Raw genomic sequence first — 15,884 nt, forward strand, 5'->3', positions numbered from 1 at the left:
CTGATCATGAGTGTCCGAAGGGGAACCCAGTCACCTTACGGTGAAGAGGTTGATCGGCCCCGACAGTCGGCCAGGGGGCCTCGGACGACAGGCTGACCGCTTCGGGGAGGCCATCACCGAGTCGTCGGAGGCGTCGGCCTACATCGTGGTGCGGGCACTGCACACCGCCCTCTACTACTACGGAGCCGCCGGAAATCGGCGCCTGCGCGTTCAGATACTCCTCTTCGCCATCCCGGCCGCCGTGGCCTCGATACCGCTGATCCTTGGGGCGGTGCTCGGCGGGCTCGCCCAGACTGTGCTCTGGGTCGGGGCGCTGCTCGTTGTCGAAGCAGCTAGTGGCCGGGCCGCCACCGCGTTCGGCGGATTTGTGTTGCGCAGGCCCAGTTACTTCGCCGAACGGCACGGCCTGGTGTTGATCATCGCGCTCGGCGAGTCCCTCATCTCGGTGGGCGCCGGCGCCGGCTCGGCGGTCACCCGCTGGCCGGTCCTGCTCGCCGCGCTGCTCAGCCTCACCGCGGCGGGGTGTCTGTGGTGGCTCTACTTCGAAAACGCCGCATCCGCCGCCAGTCAAGCACTGGCGAGAAGGCACGGCGAACGCCGAGCAGTGACCGCCGCTGACGCCTACAGCCTGACCCACGCCCTGCTGATCGCCGGGATCATCTACCTCGCGCTGGGCCTCGACCGGGTCCTCACCCACGTGGCCGACAACGAACCCGGATCGCCCCCGGGGGCGCCGCTGCACTGGCCGTCGACGATCGCGCTGTACGGCGGAGTGGTCCTCTACCTCGCCGGGCGGGCCCTGTTCCTCCGGCTCACCGTCGGGCACACCCCGCCAGCACAGATCGTCGCCACCGGCGTCACCCTCGCGCTGCTGCCCGCCGCTCGACACCTGCCCGCGCTGGCTGCCCTAGGCCTGCTCACCGCCGTCCTCGTCACCCTCGTCGGCTACGAACGGCTGTTCACCTGGGAGCCCGCTGCGGCGGTCAGGTGACTTTCGGACCCAAGCCCAACGGCCGCCACGCCCATATCCGACTGCGGCGGCCTTGCCGTCCTCGCCACCGACAACCCGGGCGTTTGGACCGACGCTGAAGCAACCGAGCTGCTCCACCCCGACGACGCCCGCCGAGTCAGGCTCCGCCGGTCGAACTTCCGCCGGCGCGTCTGGCTCCCATCGCTGGTCCGCGCCGACCTTCACCCCCATCAATATGCGTCTGCCTAGGTTCTGCGCGGGCGGTAGCCCCTCCGGGTCGGCCGGTCAGGCGTCCCTCGTCGGTCTGGCTAGCGTGCGGGAAAGCGCAGGATGCGGTCGTCGCCATCGCGTACGTCGCTGTGGCCGTCGGTGTTGGACGTGGTCAGCCAGAGCGCGCCGTCCGGGGCGATCTGCACTGTCCGCAGGCGGCCGTAGCGTCCTACCAGCTGTGCGGAGGGATCACCGGCCGTGTCGCCGTTGAGGGGAATGGCCCACAGCCGCTGGCCTCGCAGTGCGGCCACGTAGGCCGTATCTCCGGCAATCGCGATGCCCGACGGCGAGGCGTCGCTGACTGGCCAGGTGACGACCGGGTTCGTGTACCGCCCCCCGTCGCTGTCGCCGTCCCCTTCCACCTGGGGCCAGCCGTAGTTGTGTCCCGGCTCGATGCGGTTGACCTCGTCAAGCTCGTTCTGCCCCAACTCGGCCGCGAACAACCGGCCGTCGGAGTCCCAGGCGAGACCTTGCACGTTGCGGTGCCCGAGGCTGTACACAGGCGATCCGGCGGTCGGGTTTCCCGGCGCCGGTGTCCCGTCGGGTGTCAGGCGCAGGATCTTGCCGTTCGGGCTCGCCGGATCCTGCGACCGGCCCGTGTCGCCGGCGTCTCCGGTGCCGACGTACAGCATGCCGTCGGGGCCGAACGCGATGCGTCCGCCGTTATGGTTCCCGCCCTTGGCGATACCGCTGAAGATCACCTCAGGCTCTCCGCCGTCGAGGTGGAAGCGGACGATCCGATTGTCCTGCTCGGCTGTGTAGTAGGCGTAAATCAGGTTGTCGCCGGTGAAGTGGGGCGACACGGCAAGGCCGAGTAGGCCGCCCTCACCGCCTGCCACCACACCGGGCACCTGGTAGACCTGCCGGGGCGCGCCGCCGCCGGGGGTCAGCTGCAGCACCAAGCCGGTGTTCCGTTCGGCGATCAAGGCGTCGCCGTTTGGCAGGAACGCCAGGCCCCACGGGACGTCGAAGCCCTGCGCGATCTCTTCGCCGGCGTCCAGATCCGGCGTTCCGGACCGAATGCTGGCCGCGATACTGGTGGCGGTGGCCGTTGGAGAGTGAGCTCGGTCGCCGACGCCACCACAGCCGGCGACGGCGCCCAACACCAATAGAGCCGCGCATACCCGTTGCCACCGTTTGCCTGCCCTAATGACTGTCATGCTGATCCTCCGAAGCCGTGATGAGGTGCCGCTTCCGTGGCCCGCGGCGCGTCTGCCGCGACCAGCGAACAAGGAGCGGTCGGATTCCAGCTGCCGACGGCGACGGCGGCAGCTGGCGCCCTAGAGAACGGGGAGCTAGGGGCTGAGGTTGGCGGTGGGTGTCGGGGATGGCGCCGCAGTGCCTAGGTACTCCTGGACGGTGTCGTGGGTGATCGCCTGGTAAAGCGCCTTAGCCTTCGCGGTGTCCGCCAGCACCACGCTCTGACCGCTCTTCATGCCGGTGCCCGCGCTCGGGCTGCCCAGGAAGGTGAGGTTGTCGCTGCGCAGGTCCCGCAGCTCCATCGCGACGTCCACCAGGTTGAAGTCCTGGTCTACCGTCATCGACTTCGTCACGGCCTGGAGGAAGGAGTTGAGCTTCACCGGGTTCGACAGGGTGCCGAGGCCAGCTGCCCGGTCGAGCAGGGCCTCAAGAAACTCGCGCTGGTGTCGTTCGCGGCTGAAGTCGCCGTCACTGAATTGGTACCGCTGGCGTACGTAGTCCAGCGCCGCGACGCCGTCCAGGTGCTGCCTGCCCTTCGTGAAGGTCCGGTGTGGAGCGTGGATCGACGTGATGGTCTTCTCGATAGCCATGTCGACCCCGCCCAGGGCGTCGACCACCTGCGCGAACCCGGCGAAGTCGATCAGGGCCACGTGGTCGATGTGCACGCCGGTGAAGGACTCGACGGTCTGCACGGTCAGCGGGGTCCCGCCCCAGGCGTACGCCGCGTTGATCTTCGCCATGGTGTCGCCGTGCCGCCCGTCCGGCGAGCGCGGGACGAAGACCCAGGTGTCCCGGGGAATCGAGACGACCTCCGCCTTCTGATGGTCGGCATCGAGGTGTAGGAGCATGATCGCGTCGGTACGGGAGTCCGCCGTCTTGTCCGGGTCACGGGAGTCGCTGCCGAGCAGGAGCACGTTCATGGCGCCGGTGACCGCCCGGGTCGGGCGCGACTCCTGCGGAAGACCCGCGAAGGCGTCGGTGCGGGCGAGGTTGCCGTCGAGCGAACGACCGTAGACGCCGACGGCGACGCCGCCTCCGCCGCCGAGCGTCAGCAGCGCCGCCAGTACGCCGATCAGAATCCGTCGAGATCGTCTTTGCACCCGCTCCAACCCCTCCCGCCCTACCAGGGAGATCACCCCGGCCATCAGCTGGTCACCCAAAGTAATGGGGAAAGCTGGGAGGCGGCTTAGAGTTGTTCTGGCGCGCAGCAGATCACCACCGAACCCCTGCTGACCGCGGACATTGCTCAACGGAAAGCCTGGGCAAATTCGGTCAGCCTCTCCGGCCTGCCCCAAGTTGACGGGCGACGGGCAGCCAACGGTGGCGCCGACGGGCGACCACAGCCTTGGACCGGTCACCTGAGAGCGAGGGGCTCGCAGTCTCCTGTTCTGGCTTGCCGTCAAGGTCGTGGCGATGCACGTCGCTCTCGCACCGGCGCGGTAGACGCCAGTGGCGCCTGGGTGGGTCGGGGCGTACCGGCGCGTCGGGCAGCGCGGAGCGGGCCAGGTCGGCTAAGCCGGCGTTGATCAGGAAGGGGACTAGGGGGGTCATGGTGGTTCCTCGGGTTCGGGCCGCGGCGTCGGGTGGCGTCGCAGCGAAAGTCACTGGTGCCACCCTCCGCTACAGCGGTTTAGCTGTCCAACAGAAGAGTCAGATCCGAGCAATCATCGTTGGTGATTAATCGTGGAACTACGCCAGCTCGAGTACTTCGTGGCGGTCGCCGAGGAGCGTCACTTCACGCGGGCCGCCGCGCGGATGCACGTAGCGCAGTCCGGCCCATTCCGCGTCGATCCGCTCCCTTGAGCGCGAGCCCGGCGAGAGCCTGCTCGTGCGCAACACGCGCAGCGTCGAGCTGACCAACGAAGGGCAGGCACCGCTCACCCAGGCGCGGCACGCACTCGCCAACGTTGCCGCCGCCAAGGGCGCGGTCGCCGCGGTGCAGGGACTACTGCGCGGTCGAACAACGCGTCAGCCCGAGCGGTCAAGCAAGTCGTAGAACTTCCGCCGGAACCCGCCAACTCCCCGACGGCATCAGCCAGGCCGGCGGCTGGGCAAGGCGAAACTTGAGGAAGGGATCGCGGGGTTCGCTCGGCTGCACGCGCTGATCGGCGAGCATGTCGGCGCTAACGATGAGCCGCGCAGGTGGTGGTCGGTATCGAGACTGACCGGGGTCCGTGGGTGCAGGCCGTGATCGCTGCCGGCTACCAGGTGTATGCGATCAACCCGCTGCAGGTGGCCCGGTATCGGGAACGGCACGCCGTCTCGGGGGCCAAGAGCGACGCCGGTGACGCGCACGCCTTGGCCGACATGGTGCGCACCGACCGGCATCAGCTACGCCCGGTCGCCGGTGATCCAGGCCAAGGCCCCGGGGTAATCGCCCCTTCAGCATCGCCAGCGCCCGGCGAGGTTTAGTCGTGAACTCCACCTTCTCAGGACGCCGGCGCACCCATCGACTGCCTTCAAAGGTGGACTAACGTCGATGACCCGGTTTCGCCGGTGTCATCGACTGCGATTGCCCGGTAACCCGTCTGCCTCCGCAGCCACGACAGGCTGCGGGAACCTCCGGCGATCGCAGCCGTGGCGTAGACGTCCGCCCAGGTCAAGGAGGGACCGATCACGGTCACCGAGGCCAGGGCGTTGACCGGCCGGCCGGTGTGCGGGTCGAGGATGTGGGCCCCCCGGCGACCGGTACCGGATGTGGCGACGGCGCCACGGCGTACCGGCAGCACGGCCAGCAGCCGGCGCGGGTCGGCGGGGTCCTCCACTCCGACCCGCCACTCCGGCTGGCCCGGCCCGGTCCGCAGGATGATGTCCCCACCAGCGTTGAGGCTGAAGTCGGCCACCGCTCGGTCGGCGAGCAACCAGCCGGCCCGCTCCACCGCCCAGCCCTTGACCAGGCCGGACGGGTCGAATCGAACGCGCCCGTCGACGCCGGGCAGCATCGCGTCGAAGTAGCCGTCGGTGCGCCAGCGGGCCTCCTCACACAGTTCCAGCACCTCGCGCACGGGCTGGTCGCAGTCCGCGAGGCGCCGCAGACCACGGTTCAGTTCGCTGATCTGGCTGTCCGGCCGGTACGTGCTGAACATCCGGTCGACCGCACGCAAATCGTCGAACGCTGCGCCCACTGCGGCGGCAATGCCCGGTGTTTCCGCCCCGGCTCGTACGTGGACCGAGATCGGCATGCCCATGATTTGCTCGACCCACGCCCGCCGAGCGGTGGCTTCCAGGCCAGACGTCGTCACGATCCACCGCCCAGGTGCGCCGCATCCAACGCGGCCTGGATCGACTGGAGGTAGGCGTCGGTGGTGGCGGTGGCGCCGCTGACGGTGTCCACCTGCACGTCCTGCGCGCTGAGTACCTCCTGGCGCAGTTGCGGCACCGCGTAGGAGTTGATCCGCCGCGAATGGCCGTCCTCGGGCAACGCCAGCGTCGTCACGTCGGTGATCCGGCCCGCCGTGATCTGCAGCCGCACCTGGACCGGGCCGTACCCGTTGTCGACCACGCTTCCATTGACCGTCACCGTGTCGGTGGGCCGAGCCGGGGCCGCACCGCCTTGGGCGGCACCGCCCGGTGACGCGGTGCCACTCGAACCGGTCGGCGGCGCCTCGGCCGGTACGGCCGGGCCGACGATGCCAGGTGGGGCGGTACCTGATCCGTTGGGGATGCCGGACGTGCTGGTCCGGTAGCTGAATAGCAGCACCAGTACGGCGACGGTGCTGACCAGGGCGAGCGTGATTCGCCTCATGCCACTTTCTCCTCGTCTGCCCGGCGAACATCACCGGATGAATGTCTGCCTCGGCGCAGGCCCGCCTTCCTTGAGGCCCAGGGCATCTGACCGGGCGGGCGTCCGGCTCACCAGGCGAATGCTTCGCAATGGATCTGCTTGGCAGGCACGCGGGCCGCTCGCAATGCGGCCCGTACGGCGGCCATCCACTGCGGCGGGCCGCACAGGTAGACGTCGCGCTCCCGCACGTCGGGCGCTATTCGCAGCAATGCCTCCTGGTCGGACAGGTGCGCCAGCCCGGCGGGCAGCCACGACCCGCGGGCCAGCGCCGGACCGGCGAGGTAATGGACCGACGCGCCCCGGCGGCTGGCAACGGCGTCCAGCTCGGCGCGGAGGGCGAAGTCGTCCGCGCGGTTGGCGCGGTACACCAGGGCGGCCTCACCGGGCTGGTACGGCAGATCCTCCAGCAGCGCGCGGAGCGGGGTGATCCCGATTCCGGCGGCGAGCAGCAGGATCTGCGGCCGGCTGCGTACGGCGCTGGTGAGGCGCCCGTATGGGCCTTCGATGAGGACACGGGTCCCGGGGCGGGCGCGGGTGATGCGGTCCGCGTCGTCGCCGCTGGCCCGTACGGTGATCCGGAGCAGGTCTCCCCCAGCTGGGGCGGACAGCGAGTACGGGTGTGCCCGGCTCCAGCCCCTACCGGTGAGGAAACGCCAGTTGAGGAACTGCCCTGCGCGGATCGGCAGCCGGTGCAGGTCGCGACCGGAAATGTGGACCGAGAAGACCCCGGGCGACTCCCAGGTGACCTGCCGCACCCGCAACCGGTGCCGCTGGCTGCGCCATAGCGGCAGGCCCAGGCGGAACACCAGCACGCTGCCCGCACAGAGCAGGTAGCTGGTCCACCAGTAGACCCGGGTGGCCGGCGAGCCGATGAATTCGGCCCCAGTCCAGAGTTGGTGCGGCAGGGCCAGGCCGACGCCCAGGTAGGCGTACAGGTGCAGGAGATGCCAGGACTCGTAGCGCAGCCTGCGCCGCGCCGCCCGGATGGACAGGCCCACCACCGCGATCAACAGAACGGTGCCGGCGACCGCGAGCAGCATCCCAGGGTAGGTGGTGGTCAACTGCCAGGACTCGGACACCACGTTGGTCTGGCCGGTTCCGGCGTAACCGACGACGATCAGCACGATGTGCCCCAGCATCAACCAGAACGAGCTGAACCCGGTGTACCGGTGCCACCGAGTCAGCCGGTCCTGGCCGAAGGCGCGCTCCACCCAAGGCACCCGGGCCATCAGGAGGACCTGGATCAGCAGCAGGTCACTGGCGAGCAGGCCGGTCAATCGGCCCAGCGACGACGTTGCCGCGACGCCGCCCATGGTCAGTGCCTGCAGTCCGGTGCCGTGCAGCCACAGCGCGAGCACCACGACCAGGGATGCGATTGCTTCGGCGCCTACCGCGTCCGCCCGCCACCGGGCCGGTTCCCGCAGCCGTTCCGCCGTGTGTCGACCGATCACGCCGCAAGCCTGACGGCGGAACCTAAGAAGTCGATGAGGAGCCGCTGTGGTCAGCTTGTGAACGCCGGCAGACGTACCGTGAGCAGGGCGCCCCCGGTCTCCGACCGGCCCGCCGCCACAGTGCCGCCATGGAGCTCCACAGCTTGGGCCACGATCGCCAGACCGAGCCCGGAACCGGGCATGGCGCGGGCTGCGGTGGCCCGGTAGAACCGTTCGAAGATCCGGGGCAAGTCCGCTTCCTCGATGCCGGGCCCGGAGTCGGCAACGGTCAGCTCCGCCCAGGGCGGAGTCCTGGGCTGGCCCGTACCCGGAAGACCGGTGACCGGGCGCAGACGGATCCGGACCAGTCCGCTCTCAGCGCTCCATTTGGCCGCGTTGTCGAGCAAGTTGGTGACCATGCGTTCCAGGGACGCAGGCCGGCCGGTGACCGTCACCTCGGCCAGGTCGGTAGCGAAGTCAACCCGCGGCCAGCGCTGGCGTAGCCGATGCACCGATAACCCGATCAGATCGGCCAGGTCGACCGGCTCCGCCGGCTCGGCACCGCTGTCTTCCCGGGCGAGTTCCACAAGCTCACCCACCAGCTGGGTCAGGTCGGTCGTCTGGGCGTCCAAGTCGCGCAGCAGCCCCGCACGATCTTCCGCGGACAGCGTACGGCCGGCCCCAGCCGGCCCGTCTGCCCGGATGAGTAGCTCGATGTTGGCCCGCAGGCTGGTCAGCGGGGTCCGCAGTTCGTGACCCGCGTCCTCCACCAGCAGCCGCTGCGCGGCCCGCGAGGACTGCAACGCAGCGAGCATGACATTGAAGGCCTGCGCCAGCCGGGCGATCTCGTCGCGGCCGTCAACGGTGATCCGGCTGCTCAGGTCGTTGGTCGCTGCGACATGCTCCACCGCCCCGGTAAGCCGGTGTACCGGCGCCAGTCCGGTCCTGGCCACCAGGAAGCCGAGCGCGGTGGCGGCCGCCACCCCGCAGGTGCTGACCAGCACGAGCGCCAAGCCGATCCGGGCGAGCGAGTGCTCGACCCCCGCCGTACTGATCGCGACCTGCACGGTCCCGCCATGCTCGGCCGCGGTGGTGAGCATCCGGTATTCCTGGCCACCGATGTGGATCTCCTCGAAGGTCTTCCCCTGAGTGCCGTGCGCCACGGTCAGGGCCGCCGGGGTGACCGGCAGCGGTGCGGGCCCGCCCGCCGCCAGGATCGGCCGGCCCCCGTCGTCGAGCAGCTGCGCCCGAGGACCTATGTCGTCGTCGTGGTCGCCGTCCGGATCGTCGCTGCCGTTCCACGGGTGTCCGGGCCGCTCGGCGACCCCGTGCGCGTCCGTCACGAGCTGACTGTCCAGCTGCTGATGGAGCTGGCTGGCGACCACGAAGAAGACGACCGCGGAGACCGCGACCACCGCGATCGCTACCGCGGTCGCGGACGCCACCGCAATGCGGGACCGCAGAGACAGCCGGCGCCACCGCAGGCGGCCCCGGCGGCCGCCTTTCCGACCCCGGCTCGGCCTACTCACTGCGTCCCGGTACGCAGCGCGTAGCCGACGCCCCGCACGGTCTGCAGCAACCGGGGCTCCCCCTCGGCCTCCAGTTTCCGTCGCAGATAGCCGATGTAGACGTCCAGGCTGTTGGAAGCGGCGCCGAAGTCGTAGCCCCACACCTGCTCGAACAGCACCGCGCGGGTGAGCACCTGACGGGGGTGCCGCAGGAACACCTCCAGGATCGTGAACTCGGTACGGGTCAGTTGGATCTCGCGAGCGCCCCGGCGTACCTCCCGGGTGAGGGGGTGCAGGCACAGGTCGCCATACCGCAGCGGTGGGCCCGCATCCCGGCCGGCGCTCGCGTCGGTGCCCGCCGACCGGCGCAGCAGCGCGCGGATCCGAGCCAGCAACTCCTGCGACGCGAACGGTTTCACCAGATAGTCGTCGGCTCCGGCGTCGAGCCCGGCGACCCGGTCGCCGACGCTCTCCCGAGCGGTCAACATCAACACCGGTACGTGGTTCCCGTCGGCCCGCAGCGCCTGACACATCTCCAGACCATCCCGGCGCGGCATCATGACGTCGAGGATCACCGCGTCCGGTCCCCGGTCACGTACCTCCTGCAGGCCCGACACCCCATCTGCGGCCAGGCCAACCTCATATCCGTCGAATCGAAGCATACGGGACAGAGCATCACGCACCGCCGCATCGTCATCCACAACCAAGATCCGCACGAGTAGCCCCGCCATCTCGTAGAAGCCCTGGTAGCCGTCATAGCTCACGAGGATGAGAACCAGATGAGAGTTGCCTGTGTGCGGCGATCGCTCGCCCGGCTCGGCACTCGGCCGTCCGGCCGTCCGGGCGGGCGGGCGGGCGGGCGGGCGGGCGGGCGGGCGGTGCAATCTCCGACGGCCTCGCTCGTACGACCAGCAGACGACGCGGGCTCCGGGAGCCGCTCACTACCCGGCCGGCAACCCACGCCAGGCCGGCCGGTCCGCCGGCGCACGGGTTCGTCAATCGGACCGCACAGGGAGCCAGCAGCGCGCGGATCATGACCATGGGGAACGCGGATATCCACGGCACCGCGACCAGCGTCATCGACGCTGCGAAGCGGCGGCCGGTCAGCGCCCGGGGCCGCCCGGCCCCGGTCGCACGCCGGGTGCGGAGGCATGCGCGCGATGCCGGGCGCGCAGCAGTTCGATGGCGATGGGTACGACCGAGACGAGCACGATGCCGATGAGGATGAATTCGATGTGGGAGCGGACGAACGTGACCTGACCGAGAAGGGCGCCGAGCACGGTGACCCCGGCTCCCCGGAGGCTGCCGCCGATGATGTTGTAGGCGACGAACCTGCGGTAGTGCATCCGGCTCGCGCCAGCGACGATCGGAGTGAAGGTGCGCACGATCGGCACGAACCGGGCCAGCATGATGGAGCGGGCCCCATACCGGTCGAAGAAGCCTTGCGCCCGGTGCAGGTTCTCCTGGCGGAACAGTCGGGAGTTCGGGCGTCGAAACAGCCGCGGTCCGACGCGGCGTCCGAACAGGTAGCCGACCTGGTCACCGGCGATGGCCGCCACCACGACGAGGAGGCACACCAGCCACAGCGGATACGGCAGGTAACGGCTGCCGGCGACCAGCAGCCCGGTGGTGAACAGCAGCGAGTCGCCGGGCAGGAAGAACCCAAGCAACAGTCCCGATTCGGCGAACACGATCGCGAGGATGCCGACGAAGCCGAAGGTGGAAATGAGCCACTGCGGGTCCAGGACGTTCATTCAGCTACTCCATCCGCTCAAACCGGAAGCGCCGGCCGTCGGTTGATCAAGCTCCCGTCGTCGGGCTATTGCCCAGGTGACCGGCTGATCCTCCAAAGCCGTGATGAGGTGCCCTTGACGTGGCCCGCCGGGCGTCTGCCGGGGGACTCGCGAAAACGGAGCCCTCGGTTTCCGGCTGCCGACGGCGGCAGTGGCGCCATGGAAAGGGGGAGCCAGGGGTCAGGCTGGCGGTGGGCGTCGGGATGGCGCGGCGGCCCCCAGGTGCTCCTGCACCGTGTCGTCCACGACCGCCTGGTAGAGCGCCTTGGCCTTGGCGGTGTCCGACAGGACGACGCTCTGGCCGCTCTTCACCCCGGTGCCCGCGCTGGGGCTGCCCAGGAAGGTCAGGTCGTCGCTGCGCAGGTCCCGCAGTTCCAGCGCCACGTTGACCAGGTTGAAGTCCTCGTCCACGGTCACCGACTTCGTGACGGCCTGGAGGAACGAGTTGAGCTTGACCGGGTTCGAGAGCGTGCCGACGCTGGCCGCCCGATCGAGCAGCGCCTGCAGGAACTCCCGCTGGTGCCGTTCCCGGCTGAAGTCGCCGTCGCTGAACTGGTAGCGCTGGCGCACGTAGTCCAGCGCCGCCGCGCCGTCCAGATGCCGGACGCCCTTCTGGAACGTCCGGTGCGGCTCGTGGATCGAGGTGATGGTCTTCTCGATCGTCAGGTCGACCCCGCCCAGGGCGTTGACCACCTGCGCGAAGCCGGCGAAGTCGACCAGCGCCACGTGGTCGATGTGCACGCCGGTGAAGGACTCCACGGTCTGCACGGTCAGCGGGGTGCCGCCCCAGGCGTACGCGGAATTGATCTTCGCCATCGTGTTGCCGTGCCGCCCGTCGGCCGACTTCGGTACGAAGACCCAGGTGTCCCGGGGGATCGAGATGACCTCCGCCTTCTGGTGGTCGGCATCGAGGTGCAGCACCATGATCGTGTCGGTCCGGGAATCCGCGGTCTTGTCCGGGTCGCGGGAGTCGCTGCCGAGCAGCAGCACGTTCATCGCGCCGGTGACCGCCTGGGCGGGGCGGGCGCTCTCCGGAAGCCCGGCGAAGGCGTCGGTGCGCGCCAGGTTGCCGTCGAGCGAACGCCCGTACGCCCCGATGGCGATCGTCGCACCACCGCCGAGCACCAGCAGTGCCGCCAGCACAGCGATCAGAATCCGTCGTAATCGTCGTTGCACTCGCTCCAACCCTTCACGCCCCAGCGGGGAACCACCCGGTGTTCGATGGTTACCCAACGTAATGGGGAAAGCTGGGAGGCGGCTTAGAGTTGTTGTAGCGCGCAGCAGATCTCAACCGAACCCCTGCTGACCGCGGACGTTGCTCAACCGAAAGCCTGGGCAAATTCGGTCAGCCCTTCCGGCCGAGCGCAGTTTGACGGCCGCCGGGCCGTCAAAGGTAGCGCCGGCGGACGACCACAGCCTTCGACCGGGTGATCCGCAAGAAACGGTTGCACGTCGACCGGACCGAGAGAGCCCAGCGGACGGCCGGCACAACGAGCGGACCCGGAGGCGGGGCCGGGGCCAGCGACACTCGCGCTTCTGGGCTCGGAGACGGACGTGTCGCCGCCGCCTTCGTCGCGGCCCGGATCACCTCCTCGCCGGGGTCGGATCGCCTGTTCAGGAGGTTCAGGGCCCGCCCATAGGTGCCGCACAGGAACGGCAGTGACTCTTGCCTGGCTGTCCGAGTGAGAGGAGCGCGATGATGAACGAGCACAAGTCGACACACTCACACGAAACCCTTTCCGCTGGCCCGGTTACGACCGCCACATCAGGACCGTCGGCCGCTGGATGTTCAGGCGGGGGCGCTGCGCCGCCTCCTGCAGGACAGGCAGGCCGGTCGAGGGTCTGGCGGTTGCTGCCGAGCAGGAAGGGTGGCTGGATTGCGGGCGCCGCACTGATGTCTGCGGTGATTGGACTCTCCGCCTGTACCGCTACGTCTACCGCTACGTCCTCCCCGGCGACAGCCGCTTCCCCCACGGCGACCGCCGAGTCAGGCGCCCCCGGCAGCGGCCCCGCTGGCGCGGGATCCAACGCCCGATCCGGACCGGCCGAAGGGGGATCGATCGGCACGGTCGACAGCGTGTCCACGCCGAGTTTCACCATTGCGACATCAGCGGGTCAGAAGGTGACCGTCAACGAGACAGCCTCCACCACGTACCAGAAGGGGACGACCTCATCCTCGGCGAGTGCCCTCACCACGGGTGAGCCTGTGCTCGTACTCGGGACGACCAGCGGAACCACGATCACGGCCACCCAGGTCGTCGTGCAACCGGCTGCCGGCGAGGGATCTGCGACGGCCTCCGCCGCAGATGTGGTCCCCTTCCAACGTGGCGCACCCAGCACGCCGAAGCAGCTCGGCCAGGTCCCGGCAAACTACACCGAGGGTTCAGGAACGGTCGTCGACGGAACGGCAGCGGACAACGCCACGAAAGCCGCGCTGGCCGCCTACCCGGGAGGCGTCGTCGACCGCGTGGTGCAGCTGAGCAGCGGCGAGTACGAGGTGCATTACATCGGTGTCAACTGGCCGCACCACATCTTCGTCGACCAGGACTTCCACGTCATGGGCGCCGAGTAGCCCTCGACCCGCACGATTGGAGCGCGCCGCCGACCGGGCGCCATGAAGTGGACCGTGACAATAGGGACGCTCGCGCCCCGGGCGGTGGTCTGCTTGGCTTTGCCCCCGGCCGGCGCGGTGGCCTGATGTGCTTTCCCCCAAACCGCCCAGGGCCGCTCCTACGCCCCCTTCCCCTCAAGACACGAGTTCCCCTGGACACCAGTGGACTGTCGGCGACGGGTGAATCTGAACCTGTGGGGCTCGTCTTGTCGGTCTGGCTACGCTGCCTGCGAATACTCGTTGATCAATACCGACAGCCGAACCCACCACCGGTCTTGCGGACGCATTCGCTCGAATGATGCTCGGTGGGTCGGTCGCCGGTCTCTGTTCTGCGTCTGCAGTAATCCCGATGTCATCGATAGGCAAACGTGGCCTGTCCGGGGAGCAGCCGAGCGGTCACGGGCACGGCGGGTCTGACTGGCGAAGATCTGGGTATGCAGGGCGGCGTGGGGGGGCCGCCGATTGCCGACTACGGCTTTCTGTCCGACTGTCGCTCGGCGGCGCTGGTCAGCCGGGACGGCTCGGTGGACTGGTGGTGCCCGGCGCGGTTCGACAGCCCGTCGGTCTTCGGCCGGATCCTCGACTCCGACGCCGGGCACTGGGTCCTGCGCCCGAGCGGCGAGCGGGACGGCCGGCGCATCGAGCGGGCGTACATCGGCGATAGCCTCGTGCTGCGCACCGTGCACCAGACCGACGGCGGCAGCGTTGCGGTCACCGAGGCGCTCGCCGCCGAGCCGGGTGCCCGCGGCCACGAGCTGGGCTCCGCGTCACCCGCGGTGCTGTTGCGCACGGTCGAGGGGCTGAGCGGCCGGGTGCGCATGTCGACCGACTTCGTGCCCCGCCCCGAATACGGCCTGCTCACGCCGTTCCTACACAGCCAGCCGGACCGAGTTGTGGCAACCGCCGGACCGGTCAGCCTGACCTTACGGGCAGGCGTACCGCTGACCTGCGAGCGCGGCCGTGCCCACACGGACTTCGACGTCTCTGCCGGCCAAGTGGTCGGGTTCGACTTGGCGTACGCCCCGTCGTTCGGTGGCCCGCCGGCTGCAGAGTTGGATCCGGTCGCGGCGATCGCCGAAACCGCCGAAGCGTGGCAGGTTTTGCAGGACAGCCACCACTACGACGGCCGCTATCCCGATCTTGTCCGCCGCAGCTCCGTGATCCTGCAGGGCCTGACCTATCGGCCCAGCGGTGCGGTCGTGGCCGCCGCGACCACCTCGCTGCCCGAGCAGCTCGGCGGCGACCGCAACTACGACTACCGGTTCGCCTGGCTGCGCGACTTCTCGTACACCCTGCACGCGCTGTGGGTCGCCGCCTGCACCGAGGACACATCGCGGCACTTCGGCTGGGCGGTCCGCTCCGCTGGCCGACTCGGAATAGAGCCCGCGCCGATCATGTACGGCGTCGGGAGTGAACGGGACCTGTCCGAACACGTCCTCGATCATCTAGGCGGTTACGCGGGCAGCCGGCCGGTACGCACCGGAAACGACGCCTGGCGGCAGCGACAATTGGATGTGCCCGGCGAGGTTCTCGAGGCCGCCTACCTGCTCCGAGACCGGTTGGGGCAGTTCGACGAGGAGCTGCGGCAGATGCTGATAGATCTCGCTCATCAGACGGTGGACATCTGGCACAGGCCCGACGCCGGCATGTGGGAGATCCGAGGGGAGCAGCGGCACTACACGTCGTCGAAGGTGGGGTGTTGGGTGGCGCTGGACCGGGCGGTGCGGCTCGCGCCGCGGCTCGGGGAGGGGGCGGACCCTCGGCGGTGGGCCGCGGCCCGTGACGAGATCCACCGGACGGTGCTGGAGCGGGGCTGGAACGAGCGTATTGGGGCCTTCACGGGCGCGTTCGGGTCGGACGAGTTGGATGCCTCGGTGTTGTTGATGCCGCTGGTGAACTTCCTCCCGGCCACCGATGGGCGTATGCGGGCGACGATCGAGGCCATCGAGCGGGAACTCGCCACCGACGGCGTCGTGCGGCGCTCGGCGAACGAACCCGCCGGCTTCGTGTGGTGCTCGTTCTGGCTGGTGGGGTGCCTGGTGCTCGCCGGCGACAACCAACGAGCGACGGAGCTGTTCGAGCGCACCAGCACCAAAGCCAACGACCTCGGCATCTTCGCCGAGCAGATCGACCTGGTGACGGGTGAACACCTGGGCAATACGCCCCAGGCGCTGTCGCACATAGGCCAGATCATCGCCGCCGCCCGGCTCACTGACCCGACCATGCACTTCTGATCAACTCGGGCGTGGCACGCGCAGGCCGGTCCTCAGGCTTCAAGATCACGAGGCCGAATAAAGCCAGCGGTCAGCATCGGACCG

Annotated in this window: 14 protein-coding genes and 1 pseudogene; 6 read left to right on the forward strand and 9 right to left on the reverse strand. The window is 69.3% G+C overall.

The window, feature by feature from the left end; genetic code table 11:
- The first annotated feature begins 49 nt into the window (after positions 1–49).
- On the forward strand, positions 50–991 hold the full coding sequence (locus ACFY29_RS26745) for a low temperature requirement protein A (RefSeq protein WP_386990581.1): 942 nt from the start codon (positions 50–52) through the stop codon (positions 989–991).
- A 287-nt stretch (positions 992–1,278) separates the two neighbouring features.
- Here ACFY29_RS26745 and ACFY29_RS26750 read toward each other — a convergent pair whose 3' ends face one another.
- On the reverse strand, positions 1,279–2,400 hold the full coding sequence (locus tag ACFY29_RS26750; RefSeq protein WP_386990583.1) for a PQQ-dependent sugar dehydrogenase: 1,122 nt from the start codon (positions 2,398–2,400) through the stop codon (positions 1,279–1,281).
- 135 nt (positions 2,401–2,535) lie between these two features.
- Positions 2,536–3,585, reverse strand: a complete 1,050-nt coding sequence (locus tag ACFY29_RS26755) for an LCP family protein (protein ID WP_386990585.1) — start codon at positions 3,583–3,585, stop codon at positions 2,536–2,538.
- Between the two features lie 565 nt (positions 3,586–4,150).
- On the opposite strand from ACFY29_RS26755, the gene ACFY29_RS26760 reads away from it, so the two are divergent.
- The 3 genes and pseudogenes from ACFY29_RS26760 to ACFY29_RS26770 all read left to right on the forward strand — a co-directional run.
- Positions 4,151–4,243 (forward strand): LysR family transcriptional regulator, encoded by a 93-nt coding sequence (locus ACFY29_RS26760; RefSeq protein ID WP_386990828.1) that lies wholly within the window; start codon positions 4,151–4,153, stop codon positions 4,241–4,243.
- 25 nt (positions 4,244–4,268) lie between these two features.
- Entirely contained in the window at positions 4,269–4,436 is a 168-nt protein-coding gene (locus ACFY29_RS26765) for a hypothetical protein (RefSeq protein ID WP_386990587.1), read from the forward strand.
- 36 nt (positions 4,437–4,472) lie between these two features.
- Positions 4,473–4,792: pseudogene (locus ACFY29_RS26770) on the forward strand (transposase); the annotation flags it as partial.
- A gap of 107 nt (positions 4,793–4,899) precedes the next feature.
- Here the strand turns inward: ACFY29_RS26770 and ACFY29_RS26775 are convergent.
- The 7 genes from ACFY29_RS26775 to ACFY29_RS26805 form a co-directional block, all read right to left on the reverse strand.
- Positions 4,900–5,682, reverse strand: a complete 783-nt coding sequence (locus ACFY29_RS26775; RefSeq protein ID WP_386990589.1) for an FAD:protein FMN transferase — start codon at positions 5,680–5,682, stop codon at positions 4,900–4,902.
- Positions 5,679–6,185 carry an FMN-binding protein gene (locus ACFY29_RS26780; protein WP_386990591.1) on the reverse strand — a complete coding sequence of 169 codons (507 nt, stop codon included), beginning with the start codon at positions 6,183–6,185 and terminating at the stop codon, positions 5,679–5,681. The genes ACFY29_RS26775 and ACFY29_RS26780 overlap by 4 nt, the downstream gene beginning before the upstream one ends.
- 107 nt (positions 6,186–6,292) lie before the next feature.
- The gene (locus ACFY29_RS26785; protein ID WP_386990593.1) at positions 6,293–7,675 is read right to left on the reverse strand and encodes a ferric reductase-like transmembrane domain-containing protein; all 1,383 of its coding nucleotides are present in this window, start codon (positions 7,673–7,675) and stop codon (positions 6,293–6,295) included.
- A gap of 50 nt (positions 7,676–7,725) precedes the next feature.
- Complete coding sequence (locus ACFY29_RS26790) at positions 7,726–9,099, reverse strand: ATP-binding protein (protein WP_386990595.1); 1,374 nt, start codon at positions 9,097–9,099, stop codon at positions 7,726–7,728.
- A gap of 80 nt (positions 9,100–9,179) precedes the next feature.
- Positions 9,180–9,878, reverse strand: a complete 699-nt coding sequence (locus ACFY29_RS26795) for a response regulator transcription factor (RefSeq protein WP_328426488.1) — start codon at positions 9,876–9,878, stop codon at positions 9,180–9,182.
- Positions 9,879–10,265: 387 nt separating this feature from the next.
- Positions 10,266–10,916, reverse strand: coding sequence for a DedA family protein (locus ACFY29_RS26800; protein ID WP_386990597.1), 651 nt, complete (start codon positions 10,914–10,916; stop codon positions 10,266–10,268).
- 219 nt (positions 10,917–11,135) lie between these two features.
- Positions 11,136–12,098 carry an LCP family protein gene (locus ACFY29_RS26805; RefSeq protein ID WP_386990599.1) on the reverse strand — a complete coding sequence of 321 codons (963 nt, stop codon included), beginning with the start codon at positions 12,096–12,098 and terminating at the stop codon, positions 11,136–11,138.
- 934 nt (positions 12,099–13,032) lie between these two features.
- On the opposite strand from ACFY29_RS26805, the gene ACFY29_RS26810 reads away from it, so the two are divergent.
- Complete coding sequence (locus tag ACFY29_RS26810; RefSeq protein WP_386990601.1) at positions 13,033–13,527, forward strand: hypothetical protein; 495 nt, start codon at positions 13,033–13,035, stop codon at positions 13,525–13,527.
- Between the two features lie 485 nt (positions 13,528–14,012).
- The gene (locus ACFY29_RS26815) at positions 14,013–15,800 is read left to right on the forward strand and encodes a glycoside hydrolase family 15 protein (RefSeq protein ID WP_386990603.1); all 1,788 of its coding nucleotides are present in this window, start codon (positions 14,013–14,015) and stop codon (positions 15,798–15,800) included.
- Positions 15,801–15,884 lie beyond the last annotated feature (84 nt).

Source organism: Micromonospora sp. NPDC000668, assembly GCF_042897975.1.
Lineage (GTDB): Bacteria > Actinomycetota > Actinomycetes > Mycobacteriales > Micromonosporaceae > Micromonospora.